Source organism: Mycobacterium scrofulaceum (assembly GCF_001667885.1).
Lineage (GTDB): Bacteria > Actinomycetota > Actinomycetes > Mycobacteriales > Mycobacteriaceae > Mycobacterium > Mycobacterium scrofulaceum_C.
The window spans coordinates 129939-155143 of the sequence record NZ_LZJW01000147.1; the positions used below are offsets into that span (position 1 = coordinate 129939).

Genomic DNA, 25205 nt, shown 5'->3' on the forward strand with positions numbered 1-25205 from the left:
TTCACCCTCACTATGCCTAGCCCTACGAGACGAGACGGTCCGTCTTATCGTAGCGGCCCGCCGTCCGCCACAACACCGCCACGGTCCATGGGGCACCCTACGCATCGGAGGACCGCGGGCCGTCCGCCATCTGGTGTTCGCAAAACTTTTCATCGCTTTTCTTCGAGGATTCTTCGGCGGTGACCGCGTGTAGCGCTGCGGACTCCGGATCCAACGGCCACCATTGCCTCATGCTGTTCGAGTTGCACAGATCGTTGATTCTGCTCAGAAACCGAGCGCGACATCTCGTCGCCCCATCGCCCGGAGCCCCGCCACGCCCCGGGGCGCGGCGCCTTCGCCGCAGACACGGAGCTAGCCGCCGGGCCGTCCGGCCGTGAGGGCGCGGGCGGCTTGGCGGCGCCGCTGCTCATACATGGCTTGATCGGCGCGCTCGAGGACGGCGTCGATGGATCTGCCGTCTCCCGGGCGGTGTGCCGCGCAGCCGACCGTGAGAACGATGGAGATCTCCGTCCCGCCGCCGAGGGTGATCGGTGTCCGTTGTAGCTGGGCGGTGATTCGGTCGGTGAGCAGGGCGAGTCCGCGATCGTCGACGGTGTCGGTGATGATCAGGAATTCATCGCCGCCCCATCGGGCGACGAGGCCATCTTCCCCGACCGCCGCCAGTAACCGACCGGCGATCTCGACCAGCAGTTCGTCGCCGGCTTGGTGGCCATGCCGATCATTGATCGACTTGAATTGCTCGATGTCGCAAAACAGAATTCCGTAGCCCTCGTCGGCGGCGTCGAGTTCCTCTAGCCGGCTCCAGGCCGCGGAGCGGTTGGCGATCGCCGTGAGTGTGTCGGTGGTGGCTCGGCGGGCCAGCTCGGCCTCTCGCATGCGCTCGGCGGTGACGTCGAGGATCTGGGATACGAAGCAACGCGGCTGGTTACCCGGCCCTTGGACCAACACGGCGGTGAGGTTGCACCATACGATGCGCCCGTCCGCGGCGATGAAACGCTTGTCCATGCGGTAAGCGCGGCGGCGCCCCGCAAGGCATTCGGCCAGCAGAGCCAGGTCGGCGTCCAGGTCGTCGGGGTGGGTGATCTCCTGAAAGGTCAGACCGGCCAAATCCTTTCGGCCGTAACCGAGCATGGCCCGCAACGCTCGATTGGTGCGCTGGAACGTGCCGTCTAGACCGACGACGGCCATGCCGATGGGCGAATGTGTCAGCGCCAGCTCGAAACGTCGCTCTCCCAAAAGGTCGAAAACGGCCGAAGACTGATCGACCGGTTCGGCGACGACGGCGCCGGCCGCGAACCCGTGGGTGTGGGACTTGGGCCGGCTGAGATAGAAACCCTGCGCCCAGGGGATGCCGGCCGCACCCACGGCGTCGAGTTCGCCCTGAGTCTCCACCCCTTCGGCGATGACGGTCGCGCCGATCTGCGCGGCCAGTTCCGCGATGGACTGGGCCAGTCGCCGCCGCGCGGCGTCGGCGTCGATGTTGCGTGTGATGGAGTGATCGATCTTGATGAATTCCGGTGCTATCTCCAGGACATGGGAGAACGAGGAGAAACCGGCGCCCACGTCGTCGACCGCCACCCGCATGCCGCGCGCTCGGCATGCTTCCAGGACATCGTCGAGAGCGTCGTAGTTTTCGACGGCATCGTGCTCGGTGATTTCCAGCACGAGCCGCGACGGGTCGACCTCGGCCAGTAGGTCGGGCCACGGAGTACGCAGCACCGCCGACGGAGAGATGTTGACTGCGACGAACGCATCTTCGGGCAGCTGCGGCACCAGCGACAGGGCGCGCGCTATGACCGCGGTCTCCAATTCGATGTCCATGCCCAACACGGCCGCTTCGCCGAAGACAAGATCGGGTCGAAACGGTTCGCACGGGAAGCGCGCGAGCGCTTCGACACCGAGCACCGCGCCGGTCGAAACATCGTGCACCGCTTGAAAAACGATCTCGAAGTCCCGCTCGGCCACCATCCGGCGAATGCCGTCGTGCTGGTCGGTGGCGATCTTCGTCGGGTCCGCCGGCAGTTCCATCAAACTGCCGATGAGTTCGGCCATCTTTTTGGCGACTCGTAAATCCACGTCGGCCAGATGCGGCCGCGGCTGCTGACTGACCGCGCACACCATCCCGACCGCGGAGCCATCCGGGCCTAGCAACGGAACACCGACAAAGGCGCCGACACCCCATTCGCGGGTTTTCTGCAGGACGGAGGCAGTCCTATCGGCCGACGTGTCCGGGATGACGGCCGGCAGTCGCCCATCGATCACTCGGACGCTGTACGACCCGGACAGCGAAGATCGGTCGCCGGGCGAGAGCCCGAGGGCGCGGGCGTCGCCGTCGACCACCTCGAAGACTTGCATGCCGCTGGAAAACGACGCGACCCACGCCGTGTCAAGGCCGAGGCGACGCCGCAACAAGCCCAAGAGGGTATGGACCAAGTCCGCGGAATTTGCCGGTTCGTGGCCCGGGGCGTTTGCTATCTGCTCCTCGGCGCCCATAGCGACGATGCTAGACCGGCAAGCGGGACCAGGCATTTGGAATGGCACCGATGCGGGTCTCACTGGGCGGGGCCTAACACCCGTGCGGGGCATTTCCACGGGCCGACTTGGAAGACGATCGATCGCGAAGCGGCCGGGCTCCGTTTGCTGAGGGCTCTTTACCGGTCACGCAGCCGGCGCCAAGCTGCCGGTAGAGCGTCCGTCCGTGCCTAACCTGCTTGAGAATGACGTCGCCCAGCCGTCATCCGCCGACCATCATCAGGCCGCCATCGACGGCCAGCAGCTGCCCGGTGATGAACCCGGAACCGGTGCCGGCCAAAAAGACCAGCATCGGGCTGAGGTCGCGGGCGGGATCACCCAGCGCCCCACCCAGCGGGATCAGCATTTGCATCTGCTGATCGATCAGCGCGCTCGCGTCGGGGCCGAGGAATTCGCGCAGCCGGTCCGCGCCGGCGGTCTGCACCGCCGGGGCCAGAGCGTTGACGGTGATCTTGTCCGCCGCCCAGGCTTTGGCCGCCGACCGCGTCCACGCCTGAACCGCGCCCTTGGTCGCGGCGTAGACCGCCGAAATCGGGCTGCCCATAACGGCTTCCGACGACCCGAAGTTGATGATTCTGCCGCCCTTGGGGTCTTGGTCCTTCATCACGGCGTACGCGGCCTGATTGGTCAAGATCGTGGCCTTGACGTTGGTGTCCAACAGGAACGCGATGTCGTCGACGCCGATGTAACCGGGGATGCCGGCCTGCCACAGGCCCGCGGCGTTCACCAACACGTCGAGTCCGCCCAAGCGGTCGGCGGCTTGTCGCACCATTGCCGACACGGCGTCGGCGTCGCGCACGTCGCACTGCAGCCAGGTGGCCGCAAGACCGTCCGGCGGCGGTGTCTGGTGGTAGGTGGCAACAACCTCGGCCCCCGCGTCACCGAGGGCTCCTACGGCGGCCGCTCCGATCCCGGTCGCTCCGCCGGTGACCAAGATCCGCCGGCCTTGCAGCGCGTTTTCCATGCCCGCGAGCCTAACGCCACGGCGAAATACACCTCGAATTTTCGCCGCGGCGTTACGGCGCAAAGGGAGAAGGCGCTAGGCGCGCACCGCGATCGTCGACAACAGGTCGGCAAGCCGGTCCGGTTGGTCGATCATCGAGAACGTTCGTGCGCCCTCGATGATCTCGAGGCGGGCGTTGGGCAGGGTGGCGGCCAGCCGGGCGCCATCCTCCTGCTCGAAGAACACGTCGTCGGCCGACCACGCGACCAGGGTGGGCTTCTCGAACTCGGGCAACCGGGCCGCCACGCCCGTCGTCACCTCGGTGCGCATCGACAACGTGAACTGCCGCAGGTCTTCGGCGATGCGCGGATCGGATAGGCCCGGGCGTACCCATGCCTCGGTGAGGTCGTCGATGTTGCGATGCGCCAATCCGTCGAACGCGCGCTTGCGGGCAGCCGGCACCCGCATCGCCTGGGACACTGCGCGGAAGGTCGTCTTCGACTTGGCCGCCAGGATCACCGGCTTGAGAATGGGCGGCGGAAAGTGTTCGAACGCATCGCAACTCGTGAGCACCAGCGCGCCGAGCCGATCCGGGTGGTGCACGGCCACGAGCTGGGTGATGACCCCGCCGGTGTCGTTGCCGACCAGCACCACGTCCTCGAGGTCGAGCGCGGTCAGCACCTCGGCGACCATGCCGGCGACGCCGGTGATGGTTCGATCGGCGCCGCGGCGCAATGGTTCTGGATGCGCGCCCAGCGGCCACGTCGGAGCGATGCAGCGCAGGCCCCGCCCGGCCAGTTGCTCGCTGACCCGGCGCCACAGCTCGCGGCCCATCATGTACCCGTGCACGAAGACCACCGGCCTGCCGTTTTCGGGTCCAGTTGCTTCGTAATGGATGGTTCCGGCACTAATGTCGATCGTCGACATAAGAGAACTCCTACCTCGGGATACACTTACAAACAGGCTGTCTGTTCGTAAGTTACCAACAGGCTGTATGGAAAGCAAGAGACGGACCCAGGAAGAGCGCTCCGCGGCGACCCGCGACGCGCTGATCGCGGCTGCCCGCAAGCTCTGGGGTTCGCGCGGCTACGCGGAGGTGGGTACGCCGGAGATCGCGGCCACCGCGGGGGTGACGCGCGGCGCGATGTACCACCAATTCGCCGACAAGGCGGCCTTGTTTCGCGAGGTCGTCGAGGCCGTGGAGCAGGACGTGATGGCCCGAATGGGCACCTTGGTGGCCGAGTCGGGCGCGACGACGCCGGCGGACGCGATCCGCGCCGCGGTCGACGCCTGGCTCGAGGTTTCCGGTGATCCGGAAGTGCGGCAGCTGATGCTGCTGGACGCCCCGAGTGTGCTGGGCTGGGCGGGTTTTCGCGACGTCGCCCAGCGGTACAGCCTGGGCATGACCGAACAGTTGCTCACCGAGGCCATTCGGGCCGGGCAGTTTCCCAAGCAGCCGGTGCGTCCGTTGGCGCACGTGCTGATCGGCGCGCTCGACGAGGCGGCCATGCTGATCGCCACGGCGGAGGATCCGAAACGCATGCGTAGGGAGACCCGGCAGGTGTTACACATGCTCATCGACGGGATGCTGAACAGCTAGTCACGCGGTTCGCCGATGCGGCCACCAGCTCCGTTCCCGCAGCAGGATTGCGATGGCGGGGACGGTGAGAGTTCGCACGACGAAAGTGTCCAGCAGGAGCCCGCAGCCGATGATGAACCCGGCCTGGATCATCATGTCGAGCGATCCGAGCATGAGTCCGAACATGCTGGTGGCGAAGATCAGGCCCGCCGAGGTGATCACGGAGCCGGTACTGGTCACGGTGCGCAGGACGCCTAGACGCATGTTCTTGGTGGATTCCTCGCGTAAGCGGGAGATCACCAGCATGTTGTAATCGGCGCCGACCGCGATCAACAGGATTAAGGCCAGCAGCGGTACGGGCCAGGCGATGGGGTGGCCGAATCCGTATTGGAATACCAACACTCCCAGGCCTAGTGCGCCGAAGTAGTTCAGCACCACGGTGCCCAGTAGGTAGAGGGGGGCGACCACGGCACGCAGCAGCAGCATCAAGACCACGCCGACGATCATCAGGGTAGCGGTGGCCAGGCGAATGAAGTCCGCGGACAGCAGGTGCTGCAGGTCGGAATTGACCGCGGTAAAGCCGGCCATGGAAACGTCTGCGTGGTCCAGCGAGGTGTTGGGCCGGGCGGCGTTGGCCGTATCGATGATGCGGTGGTTGAGGGCCACCGCATCGGCGGAGTACGGATCGAAGGACGATGTGATCGCGAGGCGGGCGGTGCGCCCGTCCGCGGAAATGAAATGCCGTGCCAGGTCGCCGAATTGGCGGTCCTCAAACGCGGATTGGGGCAGGTAGAAGCCAGACGCGGAGTCCGATCCCGACGCGGCGCGCGCGGAGTTCTGCAGCTGAGTCGCGATTTGGCTCATGCCGCCGAGAAGTCGAATGTTGTTGTCGGCCAGAGTGTGTACTCCGGTGGCCAACGCCTGGGCGCCCGATGCGAGTCGGGTGATGCCGTCTTGCAGTCGGCGGACGTTTCCGACGAGGTCCGCGGGATCGCCGGTCGCGCCGAGTGCCTGCTGCAGGGTGGTCACGGCGCGCTGGATGCCGGTGAGTGCGCCGGTGAGGGTGCCGGTCTGACTGTAGTGGTCACCGAGATCGCCGACCTGGTCGAAGAATCCGCCGTCGCGCAGCGTGACGAGTACCTGAGTCTCATCGCGCAGTTGCGCGCATTGCGGCGTGGTGGCGCACCAGGCGGATGTGTTCAGGTTGTCGACCAGGGGTCCGATCGCGGCGATGGCGGTCGCGGCTTGCTGGGCGAGGGGACGCAGTTCCGGGCCGGTGTGGACGGCCTGATCCAGTACGGGCCCGGTTGCGTTGAGCTGCTCCAACAGCGGTCGGGCGTTCTGCAGCTGTCGCCCTCCGTTCTGGCTCAACAGATCCGTCAGCGGCGTAAGTGCACGACGTACGGTGGTGTCGAGTTTCCCCAGGCCGGCCGCGAGCTGGTCGGCACCGTCGGTGAGTCTGGCCAGGTCGTCTTTGTGTGCTTCGCCGTCGGCGACGGCCCTCGCCATCTTGTCGCCGACTTGTCCGTTCTGCCAAGATAATTGCGCTTGGTCAAGTCGATTTCCAGTCGGGCGGGTGACACCGGCGACCCGAGTGACCCCGGGGAGTTGGGCGACGCGCGAAGCCAATGCGTCGAGATCGGCCAGCGTTCTCGCGGTGCGCATGTCGGTGCTTGATTGCACGAGCAGGAACTCTTTGATGACGGTGTCTTTGGGAAAGTGCCGGTCCAACAGTGCATAGCCCTCATTGCTGGCGGTACTGGCGGGTTGCCCTTTGCGGTCGTCGTAGCTGATCGACATGGTGACGGCGATGAGTCCGAGGGCAAGCAGCGCCGCCAGGCTGGCGGCCAGTAGCGACACCGGCCGTCGCACCACCAAGACGGCGACCCGATTCCAGTAACGACGCGATAGGTCGGCGCGGGGCTCGGCGATGCCGCGTTTGGCCGCGAGTGCCAACAGCGGGGGCAGCAGCGTCACGGTGGCCAGGAACCCGATCAGCACGGCGATGCCACAGGCCGGGCCGACGCCCTGGAAGGCACTCAGCCGAGCGAACACCATGGACGCCAACGCCAAAGCGACCGTGGCCGCTGAGGCGAAAATGACGCGCCCAATGCTGCCGCAGGCGTGGACGATCGCCTCCTCCGGTGCACTGCCGGACCGCCGTTGCTCGTGATAGCGGCTGATCAGGAACACGCTGTAGTCGGTGCCGGCGCCAAGGAGAACCGCGGTCATGAAAGCGATGCTGAATTGCGAGACGGGAAAGCCAAATTCGCCGAGCGCCGACAAGACGCCACGGCCGACGGCCACGCTCGCGCCGATCACCAGTAGGGGCAATAGGGCCGTGCCCACAGACCGATAGACCAGCAGCAGAATGAGCGCGATGAGTGCGGCGGTCGCGATCGAGATGATGAGCAACTCGTGCTCGCCGGAGCCGACCTGATCACGGAAGGTCGCCGCCGGGCCGGTGACGTTGGCGACGGTCGAGGACCCCGCGAACGCGGACGACACGTGTGCGCGCACGGCATCAACCGATTCGGCGGACGCCGGATCACCGAGCGTGCCCGCGATGCCGACCGGCAAGAACCATGCCTTGCCGTCCGCGCTCACCGCCTGCGCCCGGGCACTCGGGTCGGCCAGCATGTCCTGCACCAGCAGGACATGCGATTTGTCGGCGCGCAAGGCTGCCACAAGCCGGTCGTAGTGTTGCCGGGCGGAAGGGGCAAGTCCCGCAGGGTCTTCCATCGCGACGACGATCGAGGTCTTTGCGCCTCGCTCGTCGAACGCCGCCGCCATGTGGTCAAGCGCTTGAAACGACGCCACGTCGGGGGGCAGGATCTGCACCGATTGCTGACGCACGACCGTCTCCAGCTGGGGGAAGACCATCGCAAGGATCGCCGCCACGCCAATCCACGCGCCGATCGCCAAAGTCGGGCGCCGCGCGGCGAATTCACCCAGAGCGGCGAGGCGCGCGCTGTACTCGCCGGTGCGATCGCACGCCGTGCGGCCACGACGCCTGCTTGCGACGGACGCGGTCACCGGAGCACCCCCAGCGACGACGATCTCCCGCGGGGGCGAACGACGTCGTCCTGCCCGCGGCAGTGCACACCGATCGCCGAAAAGTCCCCCCGTACCACGAGCCCCCCTTACGAGCGTTTGGTGAAGACATTCACCAAAGCTACCTTGGTGAGATGCTTCACCAAAGGTCTCGCAAGCGCAACCCCGCGGCGTCAAGTGAGAGGAGTCGGCTAAATGGCAGTGCACCGCGGCCTCACCGCCGAGCAACGTCGCGAGCAGCGCCGCGGACAACTCATCGAGGCCGCCTTCGACACCATCGCCGAGCACGGGGTGACCAACCTGCGCGTTCGAGCCATCAGCGCGCGAGCACGACTCAACGATCGCTACTTCTACGAAAGCTTCAAGGACTGTCACGAGCTGCTGATCGCGACGTTCGAAGCCCAGTTCAACCGCGCATTGACCGGGATCATGGCTACGGTCGCGGAGTCGCCACCCGAAGTCAGACCGCGCGTGCGGGCCGTCATCGAGTTCGCGTTCGCCTTCATCGACGAGGATCCGCGGCGGCCGAGGCTCCTGATCGAGCTGCAAACGGCCGAAGCGCTCGCGGGCCGACGGCTCGAGGTGATCGACGTCCTGACGGGTGTCATGGTCGGGCAGGTAAGGGCACTGCTCGGTGAGGCGGCCGGGAGCGAAGACAACGTGAGGCTGACGGCGTTGACGGTGGTGGGCGGGCTCCTCGAGTTGACCACCCAGTGGTATCGGCAGCAGATCGATGTGAGTCAACCGCAGCTCATCGAGTTCATGACGGCCCTCGTCGTGACCACGACCGACATCGCGGGCGCGCTCGATCGTCAAATCACACCCGTAGTGGCGAAGCGCGCACGAAGGGTCGTCAGTCGTTCCAAACCTAGGCGACGCCCGCGATGACGCCCTGGATGAGCCCGGTCGAGGTGCTCGGCGCTGCCGACGGCCGGCCTGGAGATTGCCGGTCTCAGCGATGGTTTCGGGTGAAGAACTGCCAGATGGTGTCGGTGGCGTCCAGGGCCGCCGATGGCGCGGGGATGCCCGCCAGCTTCTCGGCGAGGGGGCTCGGCTCGCCGCCCGGCCATTGATGGCCGGCGCCCGCCACCGAGATCAACTCGACGGTCCGCCCGTCGGGGCAGCCGGCGACCTGGGTGGTCACATCCCCCGCGGTGCTCGAGTTCGGTGGTCCGCACGCGTCGATGGCGCGCCACGTGGCGTTGACGGACTCCGCCGACGGTCCGTCCACGCGGGCAGTCCCGTTGAACGAGAACGCCTTTCCGGGCCCGCCGTTGTAAGGCACGCGGTCGTCGGCCGTGCCGTGGATTTGCAGCACCGACGCCCGGTGGGCCTGAGAGCAGTCGGTGAGCAGCGTGCCCGCCACTGGAGCGATCGCGGCGAAGACATCGGACTGGCAGCCAAGCCGGAGCGCCATCATGGCCCCGTTCGACATGCCGGTGACATAGACGCGCGCGCGATCGATCGGCATCTGTTGCTCGATGGCACCGACCATGGCCGTGATGAACCCGACGTCGTCGGCGCCGACGCGCTGCGGTTCACCGCAGCAGGTGCCGGCGTTCCAGGCGCGGTTGAGGCCGTCGGGGTAGACGACCAGAAACCGTCCACTTTCCGCCTCGGCGTCCCAATGGTAGGCGCGCTCGGCCTGCTCTCCGTTGCCGAAACCCCCGTGCAGCATCACCACCAGCGGGGCAGCGTCGGTCAAGCCTTGCGGGCGGTAGAGGTGAAACGTTCGGCTGACGCCGCCCGATTCGATGCTCTGAGTGGACTGCCCGACCGGGATCGACTGCGAGCCGGGCGTTCCCAACGCATGCCCGCCACCGCCCAGGCACCCGCCGAGCACGATGACCAGGAGGGCGAGCAGGCACAAGCCGGCGGCCCGTAAGCGGCGCGATCGCATGCCGCCATCGTGGCAGCCGATACGGATTTTGACAAGTAACTTGTCATTCTTCCGCCGGCTGGCACACTGTCCCCATGCGCCGCCCTCCCGTCCCCGACTGGCAGCCCACCGTGCCCGCGCTGGTCAACCTGGTGGCCGCATCCGGGGCGCCGCGACTGCGGGCGGCGTTCGCCGCCGCGGGCCTCGACGGCATCCGGCCCGCGCAAGCGGTGGCGCTCGTCCCACTGGCGGCCGGCGGGCTGCACGCATCGGATCTGGCCGATCGACTCCAGGTAAGCCGGCAGGCGGTGGCCCAGGCGGTCGCCGCGCTGGAGCGCCATGGCTACGTCACCCGTGCCCCCCACCCCGCCGACGCGCGGGCGCGGATCATCGAACTGACCACCTGCGGCCGTCACGCGCTACGCGTAATGCGTTCCAACGCGGTCGATTTGGAGGCGCGGTGGGAACGCGTGCTGGGCCGGGAGCGTCTGGCCGAGCTGCGCGCGACGCTGCAGATGCTGCTCGCCGACGGGGGCGGGGCCGACGGGGATTGACACCCGCCGGAAGTTGCCATGTCGTGACCGCCGCTGACGGCCTAGGCTCGATCCGAGACAGTGAACAGGAGTCACCGTGCCCATCTTCATGGTCGAGCGCAACTTTGCCGAGGAACTGGAACCCGGCCTCGAGGCCATCGACGGCATCAACCGGATCAACGACCAGGAAGGTGTTCGCTGGATGTACTCGTTCCTGTCGGCGGACAAACGAAAGACCTACTGCCTGTATGAGGCGCCATCGCCGGAGGCCATCAGGTCCGCGGCCGCGCGTGCCGGACTGCCCGCCGACGCCGTCGTCGAAGTGAAGGACCGTCTGATGCCGGACGGGGCCCTGTCCGACATCTGAGCGCGCTAACCGAGGAGTTCGTGATCGGCGGCATACATCGCTGCCTGCGTACGGTTCGCGGCGCCCGTTTTGATCAGGATGTTGCGCACATGGTTGGCCGCGGTGTTGGTGCTGATGAAAAGGCGTTCGCCGATCGCGCGATTGCTCAGCCCCTCGGCGAGCAGCCGAAGTACCTCCACCTCCCGTTCGGTCAGCCCATCGGGGCCCAGGGAACCGGTGGTCAGCACCTTATCGGCCAAGTCGACGACCCTGGTCTGGCCGATCGCATCGGCGATTAGGCGCGCCTCCTCCGCCAGGGACCGGGCGTCCTCGGCGCGACCGCACGATGCGGCGAACAACGCGTGCCGGGCCAGCGTCTCGCTGATATGGACCACCGAGCCCATCCGGCGGTCCATCTCGATGGCCGCGGCGAAGTGCCGCTCGGCCGCGGCGCTGTCCCCGCAGAGCGCCGCGATGCGGGCCAGGTATCGGTCCGCACTGCCGAACAGCGCGACGAATTGCCCCGCCACCAAATTCTTTCCGGCATAACGCGAGACGAAGGGGCGCAACGCGTGGACCGCTTCGCGGTGGGAAAGCTCCAACGCCGCCTCGACCATGAACACCAGCTCCATCGGCCACTGCGCATCCTCGAGGCGGTCGCTCAGGTTGCGGTTGAGCAGCTGGTGGAGAGCACGGGTCATCCCGCGTTCGCATTTGAGCTCGGTGTAGAGGGCGAGCAGCCCGGGCACCCAGCGGCCCGTGAACGTCTCACTGCCGTCGATGAATTCGCCGAACCTCTTCAAGTCGCCGGTCTCGCGGCGGATCATGAACATCTGGACCCCGTTGGATCCCTCGGTGTCGTCGGCGCCGAACAAATCCCCTGTGCGCAAGGCGATGTCGGCCCAGCGTTCGGCGCCGGCGAAGTCACCGCGCAGGTAGGCCAGTGCCTCCTCGATGCACGCGCCGACGAAGCCGAAGGCGGGTTGGCCGCAGGTTTGGGCCGCTCGCCGCATGTCTGCGGTCGCGGCGGCCAGGCCGTCGGGGCGGCCGGCCAGGTAGCTGACCATGGCGTGGAAGTGCGACGCCGCGCCCAGTGATTCGTAGTCGCGACGCGACATCGACATCCGCGAAACCTCGGCCGCACGCTGCGCTTGGATTTCGCTCATCTCCGGGGTAAGGCCCTGCCACAGGCTGGTTTTCAACGTGTGCAGGAGCACCGCGGCGTCGTCGATGGCCCGCGCGCGCTCGATCGCGTCGGCGCCGACCTCGCGGGCGCGCGCCGCCTCGCCGGCGAAGGCCAGTGCCCGGCCGAAGCTGCCGAGCGCTTGGACGTAGCGGGGGTCCTCGGCCTGCAATCCGCAGGATTCCAGGGCGGACGCCAGCAAGTCGGCGGCCTTCGAATTCGATTGGCCGGGGCGCCAATTGGCCTCCTCGTAGCCGACGGCCGCCTCCAGCCGCATCAGGGGGTCGTCCATCGCGCCGATGCGTTCGTAGATGGTCCGCGCCCGCGCGAACGAGCCCCCGCGCACGTGGTTGGCGGCCGCGTCGAGGTGCAGCCCGGCCCGGTCGGCGAGGTTCAGCTCGGGAAGCGACGCCGCCCGCTCGAACCACTTCGCCGCGTCCTCGTAGGCCAGGCTCTGTTCGGCCATCCGGGCGGCCTGCCGCGCGTACCGCAACGCCTGCTCGTGGTAGCCGAGCACGTGCGCGACCAGAAAGTGGTTGGCCAGGCGCGGCACGAGCGACGGGTCGGCACGTCCCTCGAGCGCTTCGGCGGCGCGCGCGTGCATGATTCGCAGCCGCGAGGCGGCCATCCCGCCGAGCACCGATTCACGGGTCAGGGCGTGCACGAACGCGAATTCACCGTCGGAGTCGTGGACCGCGCGGACCAGGCCGACGGCCTCGGCGGAATCGATCGCCGCCAGGGTCGCGCCGACCTCCGTCTCGCGCGTCGCGATGAGCGCCGGCAGATCGAACGTCTGGCCTAGAACCGCGGCCTGCTCGATGACCGCCCGCACTGCGGTGCCCAGCCCGGCGAGGCGGCGGGCGATGGCGTCCCCGATCGACGCGGGCACGGTCTGCTGCGTGCTCAAAGTGGCCAGGCCGCCTCGGATTTCGAGGTCGTTGACCAGTTCCGTGAGGAAGAACGGGTTGCCACCGGTCCGCTCCCGCAGCAGGGCGGCGGCCGTGCGCGCCGACGCCGGCGCCAGCTGCTGGGTTCGGGCCACGAACTCGGCGATCGCCTCGGTGTCCAGGCCTGCCAGGTCCAGGCGCCGCACCCCGTCGAACCGGTGCAGCTCGGCCAGCCGGGTGGCCAGGTCGTCGGATCGGTCGGGCTCCGTCGTGCGGAACGTGACCACCACCAGGACCCGGGCATCGGCGCAGCCGATCAGCACGTGCTCGAGCAGCGCGAGGGTGGGGAGCTGTGCCCAGTGCAGGTCGTCGAGGATCAACGCCACCGGCCGGTCCGCCGCCAAACGGCGCAGGAATTTGGTCAACGCGTCGAAGAGAGCCTGGCGCGCCGACCCGACGTCCGGCGCCGGGACGTCGTCGGACAAGTGCCGGCCCACGTGCGGCGACAGCCGCCGCAGCTGCGCGCCGACCTCGCCCAATGGTGCTGCCATCGAACCGGGGGGACCGGCGATGAGCAGCCGGTCGAGCGCTTCGGCGAAGGGCGAGTAGGGCAGGTCCTCGTCGGCGGTCGAACTGCCCACCAGCACCGCGACCCCGTGGTCGAACAGCGTCCCGGCCACCTCCGCGGCGAGGCGCGTCTTACCGGCACCGGGCTCGCCGCCGATGAAGACCGCCTGGCGGTTGCCCGCCTCGACCCGCTCCCAGGCCTGCTCGAACACCGCGAGTTCCGCGTCGCGGCCCACGAGCGGCCCGCGGCGACGAGCGATGAGTTCGGCCGGGAGCGGGGGCGGCACCCACTGCGCCATGCAAACACGGTAACCGCGGCGGAGTGGGTGGGTCGATAGTCAGATGTGACTATCGTGGAGTGCCTCGGAAATGCTCGGTTGTGGTCATGACGCGCGGCTCACGGGCCTCGTAGCGTCGCAGCATCAACACCCGCGAGCAAACAAGGGAGGTGTGGGCGATGAGCCTCACAACCGCAACCGATGAACTACGGGCCAGGTTCGGCTCGCAGGTGATCCTGCCGGACGATCCCGGGTACGACGACGCGCGCGCTCTGCACAACGCCATGATCGACAAGCGGCCGGCGGTGATCGCCCGCTGCCGATCGGCCGCCGATGTCGCGGGCGCGCTCGAATTCGCCCGCCGCTCGAACCTGGTGGTCGCCGTCCGCGGCGGCGGCCACAACGGCCCCGGCTTCGGGTCGGTCGACGGCGGTCTCGTCATCGATCTGTCGCCGATGGACCGCGTCGACGTCGACCCCGAACGGCGCATCGCGCGGGTGCAGGGCGGGGCAACGTGGGCACAGGTCGACGGCGCGACACACGCGTACGGGCTGGCGACGCCGACCGGCATCATCTCCACGACCGGTGTCGGCGGTCTGACCCTCGGCGGCGGCCACGGGTACCTGACCCGCAAGCACGGCCTCACCATCGACAACCTGGTGGAGGCCGAAGTCGTGCTCGCCGACGGCAAGGTGGTGACGGCGTCGGAATCCGAGCATGCGGATCTGTTCTGGGCGCTGCGCGGCGGCGGCGGAAACTTCGGCGTGGTGACCGCGTTCACGTTCCGCCTGCACCCGGTGCACACGGTGATCTGCGGTCCGACGGCGTGGCCGTCGTCGCACACCGCCGACATTCTGTCGTGGTACCGGGACTTCATGCCGGCGCAGGACGAGGACCTGTACGGATTTTTCGCGGCCATGACGGTCCCGCCGGTGGCGCCGTTCCCCGAGGCGTTCCACCTGCACAAGGCCTGCGCCGTGGTCTGGTGCTACACGGGTGGTCCTGCGGGCGCCGAAGAGGCGTTCGCGCCGATCCGCCAGATGGAGCCCGCCTTCGACGGCCTGGGCCCCGCGCCCTATCCCGCGCTGCAGTCGACCTTCGATGGCCTGTATCCCAAAGGGCTGCAATGGTATTGGCGCGGCGACTTCGTCCGCACCCTCCCCGACGCCGCGGTCCAGGCCCATGCCCGCTTCGCCGAGGAACTGCCGACCATGCACTCCACGATGCATCTGTATCCGATCGACGGTGCGGTGCACCGGGTCGGCCAAACGGATACGGCGTGGGCGTACCGGGACGTGAACTTCTCGCAAGTGATCGCGGGGGTCGACCCCGACCCTGCCAACGCGGAGCTGTTGAAACGCTGGACCGTCGACTACTGGGACGCCACCCATCCGTACTCGGCCGGCGGTGCCTACGTGAACTTCATGATGGACGAGGGCCAGGAGCGGGTCCGGGCAACGTACGGCCCGAATTACCAGCGGCTCACCGAGGTGAAGGCGGAATACGATCCGGGCAACGTCTTCCACATCAACCAGAACATCCTGCCGGCAAGGTAGCGCGGCAGTTCTACCGGAAGGGCACCTCTTGATCAGTCGGGACGTCGAGCCTGACGCGGTAGCCGACTTGGCGGTCTCTCCACCTCGAGCCGCGTTGGCCGCCACCGTCGACGACGAAATCCGTGTTCTGCCCGTGAATGTCAGCCTGGAGAACCGCGCCGACCCCGCGGGATCGCCGCGCATCGTCCGGGTCCCGGATGGCAGCCCAAATCTCGCGGACCGCAATGTCGTCGTGGTCGCCGACGACGGTCCTCAGTGGTTCCGGTTGCGTTCGTTGACGGTCAGAGGAACAGCCAAGGACATGGGCGACCGCGCCTATCGGATCGCGCCCGAGCGGATCGTGGCCTGGGACTACGGCTCGCTTCGTAATGTACCGGCGCCGCCGGCGCCGTCGAGACGGCGGAATCCGATTCCGGTTCTTGACGAGATGAACGACGTCCGGCCCCTCGATTCTCCGGAACTCACTGCGGCGCTGAAAGGTTCGCGGGTGGTGATTGTCGCGAGCCGCTCGCGGAAAGGCACGCCGTTCGCGGTGCCGCTGTGGTTCGTTGCGCACGGTGAGCGGATCTATACGACGACGTCGGCGTCGTCGTGGACGGTACGCAATGTGGTGGCCACGTCGGAGGTGGCCTTACTGTTCGGCGGTGAGGGTGGGGCCGACGCCAGCCGGCTCCTCGTCAACGGCCATGCCTGTGCCGGTCGCGGCGCGCCCCCGTACGCGGTGGCCGCCCGGATAGCGTGGCGCTATTACCTCCAACCGGAGTTCGCGGCTGTCGAGCTGAGGCACGCACGGCTGTGGGGGTTGCGACTCCGGTACTACCTGCAGTCGCGGGCCGCGTATATCGGGATCGCGCCCGAAGCGGCGATCAAATGCCGGGCGCCGTAGGCGCGGGAGAAAGCAGCCGCCGGGCGCGGCGCGGCGCGGCGGGTCGGATTATCGTCATGCCATGGATGATCCGCAGGTCTACCGCCGTCTCGCGCTGCTGGAGCAGCAGGTGCGTCTGCTGTCCGAAAGGCTCGAGGTCCCGTGCCCGACGTTCGGCAGCGACGTGGGCGTTACCGCACCGGGCGCATTCGAGAACGGTGTGCCCGCGGAGGTCGTCGGGCTGGCCCGGTCGGGCAACAAGATCGCCGCGATCAAGCTGTACCGCGAGCTGACCGGCGCGGGCTTGCGCGAGGCAAAGGAAGTCGTCGACCCCCTTTAGGCGTCGAAACGCCGGTGGCCGCGACCGCAACGTGGATTGCGCTCGGGTGCAAACGAATTCGTGGCATTCGGCAGGCATGAGAGCGCGATCGGGCGCTTTCCCGCCACGCTTGACCGGCGTGGCCGCGATCTCCGGGCGCTAGGGCGTCTTGAGGAACACGTCGTTGAGCGTGACGGTGCGCAGGTTGCGTGAGCGGATGACATCGACCAGCTGCGGGTAGACGTGCGTCACCGGCAGGTGGTTGAGGTGCCCGATGACGATGGCCTGCGGGGTGAAGTACTGATCCGCCATCTGGACGATGTATTCCTCGGTGATCAACGTCGAATCCGACAGCGACCCCGACCACAACGTGGGCACCGTATAGCCCATGTCGGCGGCGATGGCGTCGACGACGGCGTTGCGCTTCGCGTAGGGCGGGCGCCAGTACGGCTTCGCGCCGATCCCGTACGTTTTCTTGAGGAACTCGTCGTTGCGGGTGAGCTGCTGGGCGATCTGGTCCTTCGGCAGCGTCGTCAAATCCGGGTGGGACCACGTGTGGTTGCCGAGTTGAATCTGTCCGCTGTCGACCAACGGCCGCAGCATGTCCGCGTTCTCGGTCCACGAGTCATAGGTGCCGTTGACGAAGTACGTCAGTCGCACACCGGTGTCCTTGGCGAACTGCGTGTAGGCGCGCACCACCTCGCTGCTGACGCCGTCGTCGACGGTCAGCGCGAGCAGGTCGCCGTCGCCGGGGATCTTCATCAAAGCGCCCCCGCCGGGCAGCGGGATGCGTGCGCCGGGCGGCGGTGGTGGCAACAGCGCCGCCGGGGCGGCCGGCCCCGACGTCGCCACGGAATCCGCGGGTACGTCCGCGAAGGTTCGCGGCTGCGGGTCGACCACGAGGCGCGCGGCGCCCACGCCGGCGACGACCGACGCGGCGAGTGAACCCAGGAACTGACGGCGATTCATCGCGGGCAGACGAAAGCCCGGAGCAAACGCGCCGGGCTGGACCCGTCGCTCGCTTCGCCGGGGCGCGCGCCGGGCCGACCCGCGCAGGGGCCGTCCATCGCGCAGAAACTCGTCAGCCATCAGCAGCGAACCGTACCACTACCAGGGCGAACATTGCGGCTGCGTTACGGGAGGGTCAGCTGTGAATTTCGTGATCAATGTGATTCACCGCCCCCGCGCTGGGGCAGCTGCACCGGCTCGGCTGCCGGCGTCCCCAGCGTCGAGGCCAGCCAGGGCAGCGCCGCGGTGAACGCCTGCGCCGCAAACGGCCAGTCATGCTTGCCCGGCTGACTGACCACGGCGCAGTTGATGCCGTTGGCCGAGGCGGCCGAGCAGAGCGCGTTGGCGGCGGCGTCCTGGCCCTCCGGATTGGCGGCAGGATCGGTTGCGACGGCGCCGGACGTGGGATTGGCTTCCTCGGCGACGTTGCGCGGTTCGGACGACCCCGGGACGTCGAACCACCCCGACAAGCCGGTGTATCGGCCGTGCCGCGCGATCACGGTGAGCGGGTCGAACCCGGCCCAGGCGGTGCGATTGCCGTCGAACAGCTTGGCGATCGTTTGATCCTTGGGGCCGACGTTGGGGCTGCGGTCACCGGCGATGTCGACGAACGCGCTGAACAGTTCGGGATGCATCACGGCCAGGTCAACCGCGCAGGTTCCGCCCATCGACCATCCGGCGACGCCCCAGTTCGCCCGATCGGCGCTCACGGCGAAGTTCGACACCATGAACGGCACGACATCCTTGGTCAGGTGGTCGGCCGCGTTGCCCCGGCTGCCATTGACGCACTCGGTGTCGTTGTCGAACGAGCCGGTGGGATCGACGAACACCAACACCGGGGAGAAGCCGCGATGGGCGGCGGCGAAGTTGTCGATGGCGGTGAAGGCGCCACCGGGACCCAGCCAGTCGGCCGGGGTGTTGAAGGCCGAACTGATCATCATGACCGCCGGCAGGCGAGGCGGCGGATTGCTGTTGAACCACGCGGGTGGCAGGTACACCAATTCCCGGCGGTGACGGAAGTGGGAGGCGTTGTCGTCGATGTCCACCGGCACCACCACGCCCTTGCTCGGCCTGGTACCGGCGACCTGCATTTCGGTCACGCGCAGGCGGTCGATCTGGTCGGGCAACGGCACCGAGGTCAGCTGGTTCCACGCGGCGAGCGCCGTCGGGAAGTACCCCACCCAGCTGTTCAGTGCCAAACTCGCGCACAACACGCACAGGGGGATGGACAGCACCGCCACGCCGCGACGCCACCAGCGCGCGCCCGGCCAGCCCACCAGGAAAATCGCGGCGGCCAGGCCGGTCGCCGCGATCCACAGCCACAGCGTCGTCGGCGCGGGGTCACCTGCCACGCCGAGCGACGTGATGTACCAATACGCGAGCGCGGTCGTCGCGGCGGCCGCGATCAGGGCCGCGGGCAGCACCCGCTTGAGCCACCGCCGGGCACGCCACTGGACCGCGATGATCAGCACCAGCAGCGTCAGCGCCTGCACGGTCGGCGGAAACCAGCCATGCAGCAAGGACAGTCGTCCGAAGAATTGGTCCAACGGTCGTTGCCTTTGCTGAGTCGATCGCTGCGCGGGGGCGGACCCGTGGTCTTTTCGAACGCGGTGGGTCGGAAACAACTATCCCACACCGGCCCCACCGGCCCGCCTGCCATCGCGGCGTGTGGGCGTGGCCGTTAGGAGGCTGTGACGCTGGTGAACGACCGCAGCCGCAGGCTGTTCGCGACGACGAAAACGCTGGAAAACGCCATCGCGGCGCCCGCGAGCATCGGATTGAGCATGCCGAGCGCGGCAAGTGGGATCGCGGCGATGTTGTAGCCGAACGCCCAGAACAGATTGGCCTTGATGGTGGTCAGCGTCCGACGGGAGAGCCGGATCGCGTCGACCGCGGCGCGGAGGTCACCGCGGGTGACGGTGAGGTCGGCGGCTTGGATGGCGACGTCGGTGCCGGTGCCCATGGCGACCCCGAGGTCGGCGGTCGCCAGGGCCGCGGCGTCGTTGACGCCGTCGCCGACCATCGCGACGACCTTGCCTTCCGCCTGCAACCGCTTGATGGCGGCGACCTTGTCGGCGGGCATGGATTCCGCGATGACCTGCGCGATGCCCACCTCGTCGGCGATGCGTTTCGCCACGCCACGGTTGTCACCGGTCAGCAGAATGGGCGTCAGGCCCAGCGCGCGGAACTGCCGGACGGCTTCCGCGCTCGTCGGCTTGACGGTGTCGGCGACCACGAGGACCCCGCGGGCCCGGCCGTCCCAGCCGACGGCGACCGCGGTCTTACCCTCGGCCTCGGCGCGCTCCTTGCCCACCGACAACTCGGGGTCCAGCGGCTGCCCGCAATCGGCCAGCAGGCTCGCGCGGCCCACGACCACCGCGTGGCCGTCGACCGTGCCGCGCACCCCGCTGCCCTCGGAGTTGGTGAAGCCCTCGGCCGCGGGCAGGTGGCCGAGTTCGGCCGCGGCGGCCTTTGCGATGGCCTGGGCAATGGGGTGCTCGGAGGCGTCCTCGAGCGCCCCGGCGTAGCGCAGCAACGTCGCGCGGTCGGTTCCTGCGCCGCCGATCACGTCGACGAGCGTCATCTTCCCGGTCGTGACGGTGCCGGTCTTGTCGAGGACGACCGTGTCGACGCGGCGGGTGGATTCCAGGACTTCGGGCCCGTTGATCAGCACGCCGAGCTGGGCCGCGCGGCCGGTTCCGACCAGCAGGGCGGTCGGGGTGGCCAGCCCGAGCGCGCATGGGCAGGCGATGATGAGCACCGCGACGGCCGCGGTCAGCGCCGCGGTGGCGGGGAACCCGAACGCGAGCCACGCGCCGAGCGTCGCCACGGCGATGCCGATGACCACCGGGACGAACACGCCGGAGATGCGGTCGGCGAGTCGTTGCACCCCGGCCTTGCCCGACTGCGCCTCCTCGACCGACTTGGCCATGTGCGCCAGTTGCGTGTCGTCGCCGACCCGGGTGGCGCGCAGGACGAGACGTCCGCCGACGTTGACGGTGCCGCCCGTGACGCCGTCGCCCGCGCCGACCTCCACGGGGACGGACTCCCCGGTGAGCATCGAGACGTCCACGGCCGAAGAACCCGAGATCACGACGCCGTCGGTGGCCACCTTCTCCCCGGGCCGCACCACGAACTGGTCCCCGACCGTCAGGCGGTCCACCGGGATGCGCGTCTCGGCGCCGTCGCGCAGCACGGCGACGTCCTTGGCCCCGAGCTCCAGCAAGGCGCGCAGCGCGGCGCCCGCCGTCCGCTTGGACCGCTTCTCGAAGTACCGTCCGGCCAGCACGAACAGGGTCACGCCCGCGGCGACTTCGAGGTAGATGTTGCCCGCACCGTCGGACGGCCGGACGGACAGTTCGAAGCGGTCGTGCATCCCCGGCACTCCGGCCGTCCCCAGGAACAGCGCGTACAGCGACCACAGGAATGCCGACAGCGTGCCGACCGAGACGAGGGTGTCCATCGTGGCGGTGCCGTGTCTGAGGTTCGCCCAGGCGGCGGTGTGAAAGGGACGGCCGGCCCACACGACGACCGGCGCGGCGAGGACCAGCGACGCCCACTGCCAATAGCGGAATTGCAGAGCGGGGATCATCGCCATGGCAATCACCGGGGTGGCCAGCACGAGCGCAGTGACGACGCGGGTGCGAAGGGCGGCCAGTTCGGGGTCGGCGGCCCGCTCCGGGGCGGGCTCCTCCCGACGTTGCGGCAAGGCGGCCGTGTAGCCGGCCTGTTCGACGGCGGCGATCAGCCGCTGCGGGTCATACCCCGAGGGAACGGTCAGGGCGGCCTTTTCGGTGGCGTAGTTGACGGTGGCGGCGACGCCGTCGAGCCTGTTCAGTTTCTTCTCGATCCGCGCGGCGCACGACGCGCACGTCATCCCCGCGATCTCGAGCTCGATACGGCTCACCGGCACTGCGCTCATGCGACCAAGACGGCCTCGTAGCCGGCCTCGTCGACCGCGCCGAGGACGGCGTCCGCGTCGAGGGGGGAAGAACTCGTGATGACCAGCCTGCCGGTGTCGGCGCTGACGTCAACGCGCTCCACACCGGGGAGGCGGCTGACCTCCTCCCTCACGGCCGATTCGCAGTGGCCGCAACTCATCCCGTCGACCCGGTATTCGCTGGTGACCATGGCACCCCTTCCGATATATGCCCCGGGTGAATACCCGATGGCCATACACCTTCGGGCGTTACCTCCATCATGAGTGGGTTCATCCGCTGCTGACAGCACGATTCTGCCGGATCGCGCGGGGGGCCATCAGGGCTGGGACAACAACAGCAACACCCGGCCCGCGGAAGCCGGCGGGGGAAACGCGTCCTCATCGAAGCCGTAGTACTTGCGCTGGTCGGCCGTAACGCCGTCGATCACCTTGCCGGTGGCCGTCAGCTCACCGTTGTGAACGCGCGACATCATTCCTTTGAAGTCCGCGACCGCCATCGAATCGGCAAGCATCAGCGCCTGGCCTCCGGTGGTGAGCGCCACCAGCACACCGGCCCCCGCGTAGTTGTTGCCGCCGCGGCCCCGGCCCTGCGGCGCCCAGAAGACGGGCGCCGAGGCCACCGCGCCCTTCACCCGGCGATATTCGCCCGGGTGTTGAGCGTCGGCGATGGTGACGACCGGCAGGGCCGCAATCGTGCGTTGCTCCTTGAGCCAGAGCCCACCCAACGGAACGCAGACGATGGCGTACATCAACAGCACCAAGACCAGCACGGGCTTCCAGGCGATTTCCCAGCCGAGTCGGCGCGGCGAGATCGCCAGTCCGCGTACTTGGGTGTCGAGCTGACGGCGGCCGAATCGAAAGACGTACCAAGCGAATACGCGCGCCAACGCCATGAGCGCAAGGATCGTCAAGCCGACCATGCCGCACACCCGCCAATAGAACGTGCTGTCGCCCTGGTTGACGGTGGCCGCCCACATGACCGCGGGGATCGGGGCGGTGATCAGCAGAAGCAACGCGTAGGACGGATGACTGGTCAGGTACGGATACGTCACGCGACAGGCGGCATTCCCGCCGTAGACGGTCACCGGTCCGACGTCGGCGTGCACCGTGGGCGTCCACGACCCCCGCACCATCCGTGGCCGCACCAGGGAGCGGACGAAGAAGGCCCCGAAGACGAGCGACACCACGAGCGCTCCCCAGAATGTTCCGTCGAGCCGCTCGCCGGTGCCGGGCACGCCCAGCGCGCCGTGAATGTCGATCACCTTGCCGACGAAGAACGTCAACGGCATCACGAAGAAGAACTCGGCCAGCCAGGTTTGGATTAGCTGAGGTATGCGCGAACCCAGCCGATCGAAGGCCAGCACCCGTTGCCAGACAAAGCGCAGCACGCCCATGAGCGGCGACCATAGCGATCGACTGCGGTAGCGGCAATAGCTCTGAGAAGGGATGAAGCGGTTTGCCGATGGGTTCAGACGTAGCCGACGCCGATGTCGACCGAAACCTGGGTTGCCGTGACCAGTCGCGACTGGTCGGAGGCGAGCCAGGCGACCGCGTCGGCGATGTCCTCCGGCTGGGCGATTCCCTCCGGCAACAGCGGCTTGTGCAGGCCCCGCAGGTGCGGGTAAGTCTCGGCGGCCGCGTGCAGCGCTTCGCGCATGCGGCCGGTGCCCATCGGTGTCGCCACCGCTCCGGGGTTGAGGCTGTTGACGCGGATGTTGTGCCGGCCGAGTTCGGCGGCGAAGGCGCGGGCCATCCCGACCACGGCGTGTTTGCTTGCCGTGTAGTGGATCATGAACGACTGCATGTTGATGCCGGCGGCGGAGCCGATGAGGATGATGGAGCCGCCGCGGCCGCCGTCGATGATGTGGTGGGCGCCGGCCATCACCGTGTTCCAGGTGCCGGTGACGTTGGTGTCGATGGTGTCGCGGAACGCTTCCGCGGTGATCTGGTCCCACGGCGCGGGACTGCAGATCCCCGCATTGGCGACGATGATGTCGAGGCGGCCCAGTTCGCCCACCGCCCGATCGACTGCCGCCTTGAGCGCGTCGAGGTCGCGGATGTCAACGGTCTCGGTAACGGCCCGTTTGCCGTTGGCGCTCACCAGCCTTGCCGTCTCCGCCAGGTCTTCGGGTGTGGGCGAATCGTAGGGAACGCTCGGCGGCAATGGCCCGGCGATATCGACCGCGATGATGTCGGCACCTTCGGCGGCCAGGCGTACCGCATGCGCCCGGCCCTGCCCGCGCGCGGCGCCGGTGATCAGCGCGACCTTTCCCGAAATCGATTGACTCATAGGTTGTTTCGGCTCCTCTCGGTGTCACCGGCCGGCCGCTTCCGTCGCGGACCCCTGCCAAGGCGGGACACTTCCTGTTCTGAATTCGACTCGGCGAGCGTAGCGTCGAGCTGACGCTGCCGGACAGCCGAAAGGAAAGATCATGACCGTCAACGTTGTCGACGCAGGCCCGCGGCAGGTAAGCCGGTCGGTCGAAGTGGCGGCGCCTGCCGCCGAGCTGTACGCGATGGCCGCCGATCCGCGACGACACAGCGAATTGGACGGGTCGGGAACTGTGCGTGACAACATCAAGGTCCCGGCCGAAATGGCTGTGGGGTCGAAGTTTTCGACCAGCATGAAGATGTACGGCCTGCCGTATCGGATCACCAGCACGGTGACCGCGTTCAAACCCAACGAACTGATCGAATGGCGTCATCCGCTGGGGCACCGCTGGCGGTGGGAGTTCGAGGCGCTCTCGCCGACCCGCACGCGGGTCACGGAGACGTTCGACTACAGCCAGGCCGGTGCGGTCAAGAACGCGGTGAACTACTACGGCCTGATCGGTGCGGTGAAGGGGAATACCGCAGGCATCGAGGCGACCCTGGCCAAGTTGCGGGATCGCTACGCCCGATAACGATTCTGCGCGGGGGTGAACAAGATCGGGAGCCCGCTCGTGGCTGATCTGTGGACAAAATCGAATCACCGACCAGGCCCAGCCTCACTCCCGCCGCCGCCGGTTCGCGCCTGATGCAATCGGGGCAACTGATCAGCCGGTACGGGTTGGTCATCGTTCTGGCCTGGATCGGGTTCGGGAAGTACATAAAGATGGAATCCCGCGTGCTGATCGAGCACAGCCCGCTGATGAGCTGGATCTACGACCTGCTGAACGTCACCACGGTCGCACGCCTGCTGGGCACCATGGAAATCCTCGCCGCGGTGCTGATCGCCCTGAGGCCGGTGTGGCCGCGCGCATCGGCCGTCGGCAGTGCGCTCGCGGTGGTGCTGTTCCTGGGCACGCTGAGCTTCCTTTTCACCACTCCCGGCGTGGTCGCGACCCATGCGGATGGCATTCCGGTGCTCTCGGCGCTACCGGGCCAGTTTCTGCTCAAGGACCTGGTGTTGATCGGCGTCGCGCTGTGGACCTGGGGTGAGTCGCTGGGCGCGCGAACAGCGTCCCGCTGATCAACTCCTTCGCCGAAGCCAGCGTGGCCGCGTAGGCGTCGGCGTCGAGGGTGGCCGCGCGCTCGGTGAGACCGCGCGCCAGCGCATGGATCGCATCGGCGGCGGCGTCGGGGTCGGTGCCCGGCGGCAGCGCGCCGGTCGTTCGGGCGTCGCGCAGGATCACGACGATGATGCGGCGCAACGCCTTTGGCCCCGAATACTCCGGCCGGCCGCGAACGGGATGTTGGGTACTCTCCGCACGCACCGCGCGATCGAATGCGGCCAGATGCGGTTGCTCGCGCATCA

Annotated in this window: 22 protein-coding genes; 10 read left to right on the forward strand and 12 right to left on the reverse strand. The window is 68.0% G+C overall.

What is annotated here, in order from left to right:
• Positions 1-351: 351 nt before the first annotated feature.
• The 3 genes from A5681_RS21430 to A5681_RS21440 form a co-directional block, all read right to left on the reverse strand.
• Complete coding sequence (locus A5681_RS21430; RefSeq protein ID WP_419866343.1) at positions 352-2529, reverse strand: EAL domain-containing protein; 2178 nt, start codon at positions 2527-2529, stop codon at positions 352-354.
• 205 nt (positions 2530-2734) lie between these two features.
• On the reverse strand, positions 2735-3496 hold the full coding sequence (locus A5681_RS21435; protein ID WP_067279958.1) for an SDR family NAD(P)-dependent oxidoreductase: 762 nt from the start codon (positions 3494-3496) through the stop codon (positions 2735-2737).
• A gap of 75 nt (positions 3497-3571) precedes the next feature.
• Complete coding sequence (locus A5681_RS21440; RefSeq protein ID WP_067279968.1) at positions 3572-4402, reverse strand: alpha/beta fold hydrolase; 831 nt, start codon at positions 4400-4402, stop codon at positions 3572-3574.
• 67 nt (positions 4403-4469) lie between these two features.
• On the opposite strand from A5681_RS21440, the gene A5681_RS21445 reads away from it, so the two are divergent.
• Positions 4470-5075 carry a TetR/AcrR family transcriptional regulator gene (locus A5681_RS21445; RefSeq protein WP_067279969.1) on the forward strand — a complete coding sequence of 202 codons (606 nt, stop codon included), beginning with the start codon at positions 4470-4472 and terminating at the stop codon, positions 5073-5075.
• Here the strand turns inward: A5681_RS21445 and A5681_RS21450 are convergent, their stop codons facing one another.
• Positions 5076-8090, reverse strand: a complete 3015-nt coding sequence (locus A5681_RS21450; RefSeq protein ID WP_231996387.1) for an MMPL family transporter — start codon at positions 8088-8090, stop codon at positions 5076-5078.
• 213 nt (positions 8091-8303) lie between these two features.
• On the opposite strand from A5681_RS21450, the gene A5681_RS21455 reads away from it, so the two are divergent.
• On the forward strand, positions 8304-8996 hold the full coding sequence (locus tag A5681_RS21455; RefSeq protein WP_067279970.1) for a TetR/AcrR family transcriptional regulator: 693 nt from the start codon (positions 8304-8306) through the stop codon (positions 8994-8996).
• A gap of 64 nt (positions 8997-9060) precedes the next feature.
• Here A5681_RS21455 and A5681_RS21460 read toward each other — a convergent pair whose 3' ends face one another.
• Positions 9061-10008 carry an alpha/beta hydrolase family esterase gene (locus A5681_RS21460; protein WP_067279973.1) on the reverse strand — a complete coding sequence of 316 codons (948 nt, stop codon included), beginning with the start codon at positions 10006-10008 and terminating at the stop codon, positions 9061-9063.
• A 74-nt stretch (positions 10009-10082) separates the two neighbouring features.
• Between A5681_RS21460 and A5681_RS21465 the strand changes: the two genes are divergently transcribed.
• The gene (locus A5681_RS21465; RefSeq protein WP_067279976.1) at positions 10083-10541 is read left to right on the forward strand and encodes a MarR family winged helix-turn-helix transcriptional regulator; all 459 of its coding nucleotides are present in this window, start codon (positions 10083-10085) and stop codon (positions 10539-10541) included.
• A 76-nt stretch (positions 10542-10617) separates the two neighbouring features.
• Complete coding sequence (locus A5681_RS21470; RefSeq protein WP_067279980.1) at positions 10618-10887, forward strand: DUF4242 domain-containing protein; 270 nt, start codon at positions 10618-10620, stop codon at positions 10885-10887.
• A 5-nt stretch (positions 10888-10892) separates the two neighbouring features.
• Here A5681_RS21470 and A5681_RS28000 read toward each other — a convergent pair whose 3' ends face one another.
• Positions 10893-13802, reverse strand: coding sequence for a helix-turn-helix transcriptional regulator (locus tag A5681_RS28000; protein ID WP_067279984.1), 2910 nt, complete (start codon positions 13800-13802; stop codon positions 10893-10895).
• A 158-nt stretch (positions 13803-13960) separates the two neighbouring features.
• Here A5681_RS28000 and A5681_RS21480 point away from each other — a divergent pair, with 158 nt between their 5' ends.
• The 3 genes from A5681_RS21480 (at position 13961) to A5681_RS21490 (ending at position 16542) form a co-directional block, all read left to right on the forward strand.
• Positions 13961-15337, forward strand: a complete 1377-nt coding sequence (locus A5681_RS21480) for an FAD-binding oxidoreductase (protein ID WP_067279987.1) — start codon at positions 13961-13963, stop codon at positions 15335-15337.
• Between the two features lie 94 nt (positions 15338-15431).
• Complete coding sequence (locus A5681_RS26755; RefSeq protein WP_082968475.1) at positions 15432-16223, forward strand: pyridoxamine 5'-phosphate oxidase family protein; 792 nt, start codon at positions 15432-15434, stop codon at positions 16221-16223.
• Between the two features lie 61 nt (positions 16224-16284).
• Complete coding sequence (locus A5681_RS21490) at positions 16285-16542, forward strand: ribosomal protein L7/L12 (RefSeq protein WP_067279990.1); 258 nt, start codon at positions 16285-16287, stop codon at positions 16540-16542.
• A 138-nt stretch (positions 16543-16680) separates the two neighbouring features.
• Here A5681_RS21490 and A5681_RS21495 read toward each other — a convergent pair whose 3' ends face one another.
• From A5681_RS21495 to A5681_RS21520, 6 genes are all read right to left on the reverse strand, one after another.
• Positions 16681-17490 (reverse strand): polysaccharide deacetylase family protein, encoded by an 810-nt coding sequence (locus A5681_RS21495; RefSeq protein ID WP_067279994.1) that lies wholly within the window; start codon positions 17488-17490, stop codon positions 16681-16683.
• 194 nt (positions 17491-17684) lie between these two features.
• Positions 17685-19076 (reverse strand): alpha/beta hydrolase, encoded by a 1392-nt coding sequence (locus A5681_RS21500; protein WP_067279997.1) that lies wholly within the window; start codon positions 19074-19076, stop codon positions 17685-17687.
• 134 nt (positions 19077-19210) lie between these two features.
• Positions 19211-21451, reverse strand: coding sequence for a heavy metal translocating P-type ATPase (locus A5681_RS21505; protein WP_067280000.1), 2241 nt, complete (start codon positions 21449-21451; stop codon positions 19211-19213).
• Positions 21448-21660: a heavy-metal-associated domain-containing protein gene (locus A5681_RS21510; protein WP_067280003.1), complete on the reverse strand. Its 213-nt coding sequence runs from the start codon at positions 21658-21660 to the stop codon at positions 21448-21450. Before A5681_RS21510 ends, A5681_RS21505 begins: the two co-directional genes overlap by 4 nt.
• 126 nt (positions 21661-21786) lie before the next feature.
• Positions 21787-22863 carry a hypothetical protein gene (locus tag A5681_RS21515; protein WP_067280006.1) on the reverse strand — a complete coding sequence of 359 codons (1077 nt, stop codon included), beginning with the start codon at positions 22861-22863 and terminating at the stop codon, positions 21787-21789.
• A 74-nt stretch (positions 22864-22937) separates the two neighbouring features.
• The gene (locus tag A5681_RS21520; protein WP_067280010.1) at positions 22938-23759 is read right to left on the reverse strand and encodes a mycofactocin-coupled SDR family oxidoreductase; all 822 of its coding nucleotides are present in this window, start codon (positions 23757-23759) and stop codon (positions 22938-22940) included.
• 142 nt (positions 23760-23901) lie between these two features.
• Between A5681_RS21520 and A5681_RS21525 the strand changes: the two genes are divergently transcribed.
• The 3 genes from A5681_RS21525 to A5681_RS27875 all read left to right on the forward strand — a co-directional run.
• Positions 23902-24372: an SRPBCC family protein gene (locus A5681_RS21525; RefSeq protein ID WP_067280017.1), complete on the forward strand. Its 471-nt coding sequence runs from the start codon at positions 23902-23904 to the stop codon at positions 24370-24372.
• Between the two features lie 113 nt (positions 24373-24485).
• Positions 24486-24920: a DUF417 family protein gene (locus tag A5681_RS21530; protein WP_067280092.1), complete on the forward strand. Its 435-nt coding sequence runs from the start codon at positions 24486-24488 to the stop codon at positions 24918-24920.
• 85 nt (positions 24921-25005) lie between these two features.
• The coding region (locus A5681_RS27875) for a hypothetical protein (protein WP_231996392.1) at positions 25006-25205 on the forward strand (200 nt) is incomplete at its 3' end.

Bases quoted from the DNA above. Each gene is read 5' to 3' on its own strand.
- A5681_RS21430 (WP_419866343.1), bottom strand. From the start codon at position 2,529: ATGCCTGGTCCCGCTTGCCGGTCTAGCATCGTCGCTATGGGCGCCGAG.
- A5681_RS21530 (WP_067280092.1), top strand. From the start codon at position 24,486: ATGCAATCGGGGCAACTGATCAGCCGGTACGGGTTGGTCATCGTTCTG.
- A5681_RS21495 (WP_067279994.1), bottom strand. From the start codon at position 17,490: ATGAATCGCCGTCAGTTCCTGGGTTCACTCGCCGCGTCGGTCGTCGCC.
- A5681_RS21515 (WP_067280006.1), bottom strand. From the start codon at position 22,863: ATGGGCGTGCTGCGCTTTGTCTGGCAACGGGTGCTGGCCTTCGATCGG.
- A5681_RS21455 (WP_067279970.1), top strand. From the start codon at position 8,304: ATGGCAGTGCACCGCGGCCTCACCGCCGAGCAACGTCGCGAGCAGCGC.
- A5681_RS21510 (WP_067280003.1), bottom strand. From the start codon at position 21,660: ATGGTCACCAGCGAATACCGGGTCGACGGGATGAGTTGCGGCCACTGC.
- A5681_RS21505 (WP_067280000.1), bottom strand. From the start codon at position 21,451: ATGAGCGCAGTGCCGGTGAGCCGTATCGAGCTCGAGATCGCGGGGATG.
- A5681_RS28000 (WP_067279984.1), bottom strand. From the start codon at position 13,802: ATGGCGCAGTGGGTGCCGCCCCCGCTCCCGGCCGAACTCATCGCTCGT.
- A5681_RS21490 (WP_067279990.1), top strand. From the start codon at position 16,285: ATGGATGATCCGCAGGTCTACCGCCGTCTCGCGCTGCTGGAGCAGCAG.
- A5681_RS21525 (WP_067280017.1), top strand. From the start codon at position 23,902: ATGACCGTCAACGTTGTCGACGCAGGCCCGCGGCAGGTAAGCCGGTCG.
- A5681_RS21440 (WP_067279968.1), bottom strand. From the start codon at position 4,402: ATGTCGACGATCGACATTAGTGCCGGAACCATCCATTACGAAGCAACT.
- A5681_RS21445 (WP_067279969.1), top strand. From the start codon at position 4,470: ATGGAAAGCAAGAGACGGACCCAGGAAGAGCGCTCCGCGGCGACCCGC.
- A5681_RS21520 (WP_067280010.1), bottom strand. From the start codon at position 23,759: ATGAGTCAATCGATTTCGGGAAAGGTCGCGCTGATCACCGGCGCCGCG.
- A5681_RS21435 (WP_067279958.1), bottom strand. From the start codon at position 3,496: ATGGAAAACGCGCTGCAAGGCCGGCGGATCTTGGTCACCGGCGGAGCG.
- A5681_RS21465 (WP_067279976.1), top strand. From the start codon at position 10,083: ATGCGCCGCCCTCCCGTCCCCGACTGGCAGCCCACCGTGCCCGCGCTG.
- A5681_RS21460 (WP_067279973.1), bottom strand. From the start codon at position 10,008: ATGCGATCGCGCCGCTTACGGGCCGCCGGCTTGTGCCTGCTCGCCCTC.
- A5681_RS21480 (WP_067279987.1), top strand. From the start codon at position 13,961: ATGAGCCTCACAACCGCAACCGATGAACTACGGGCCAGGTTCGGCTCG.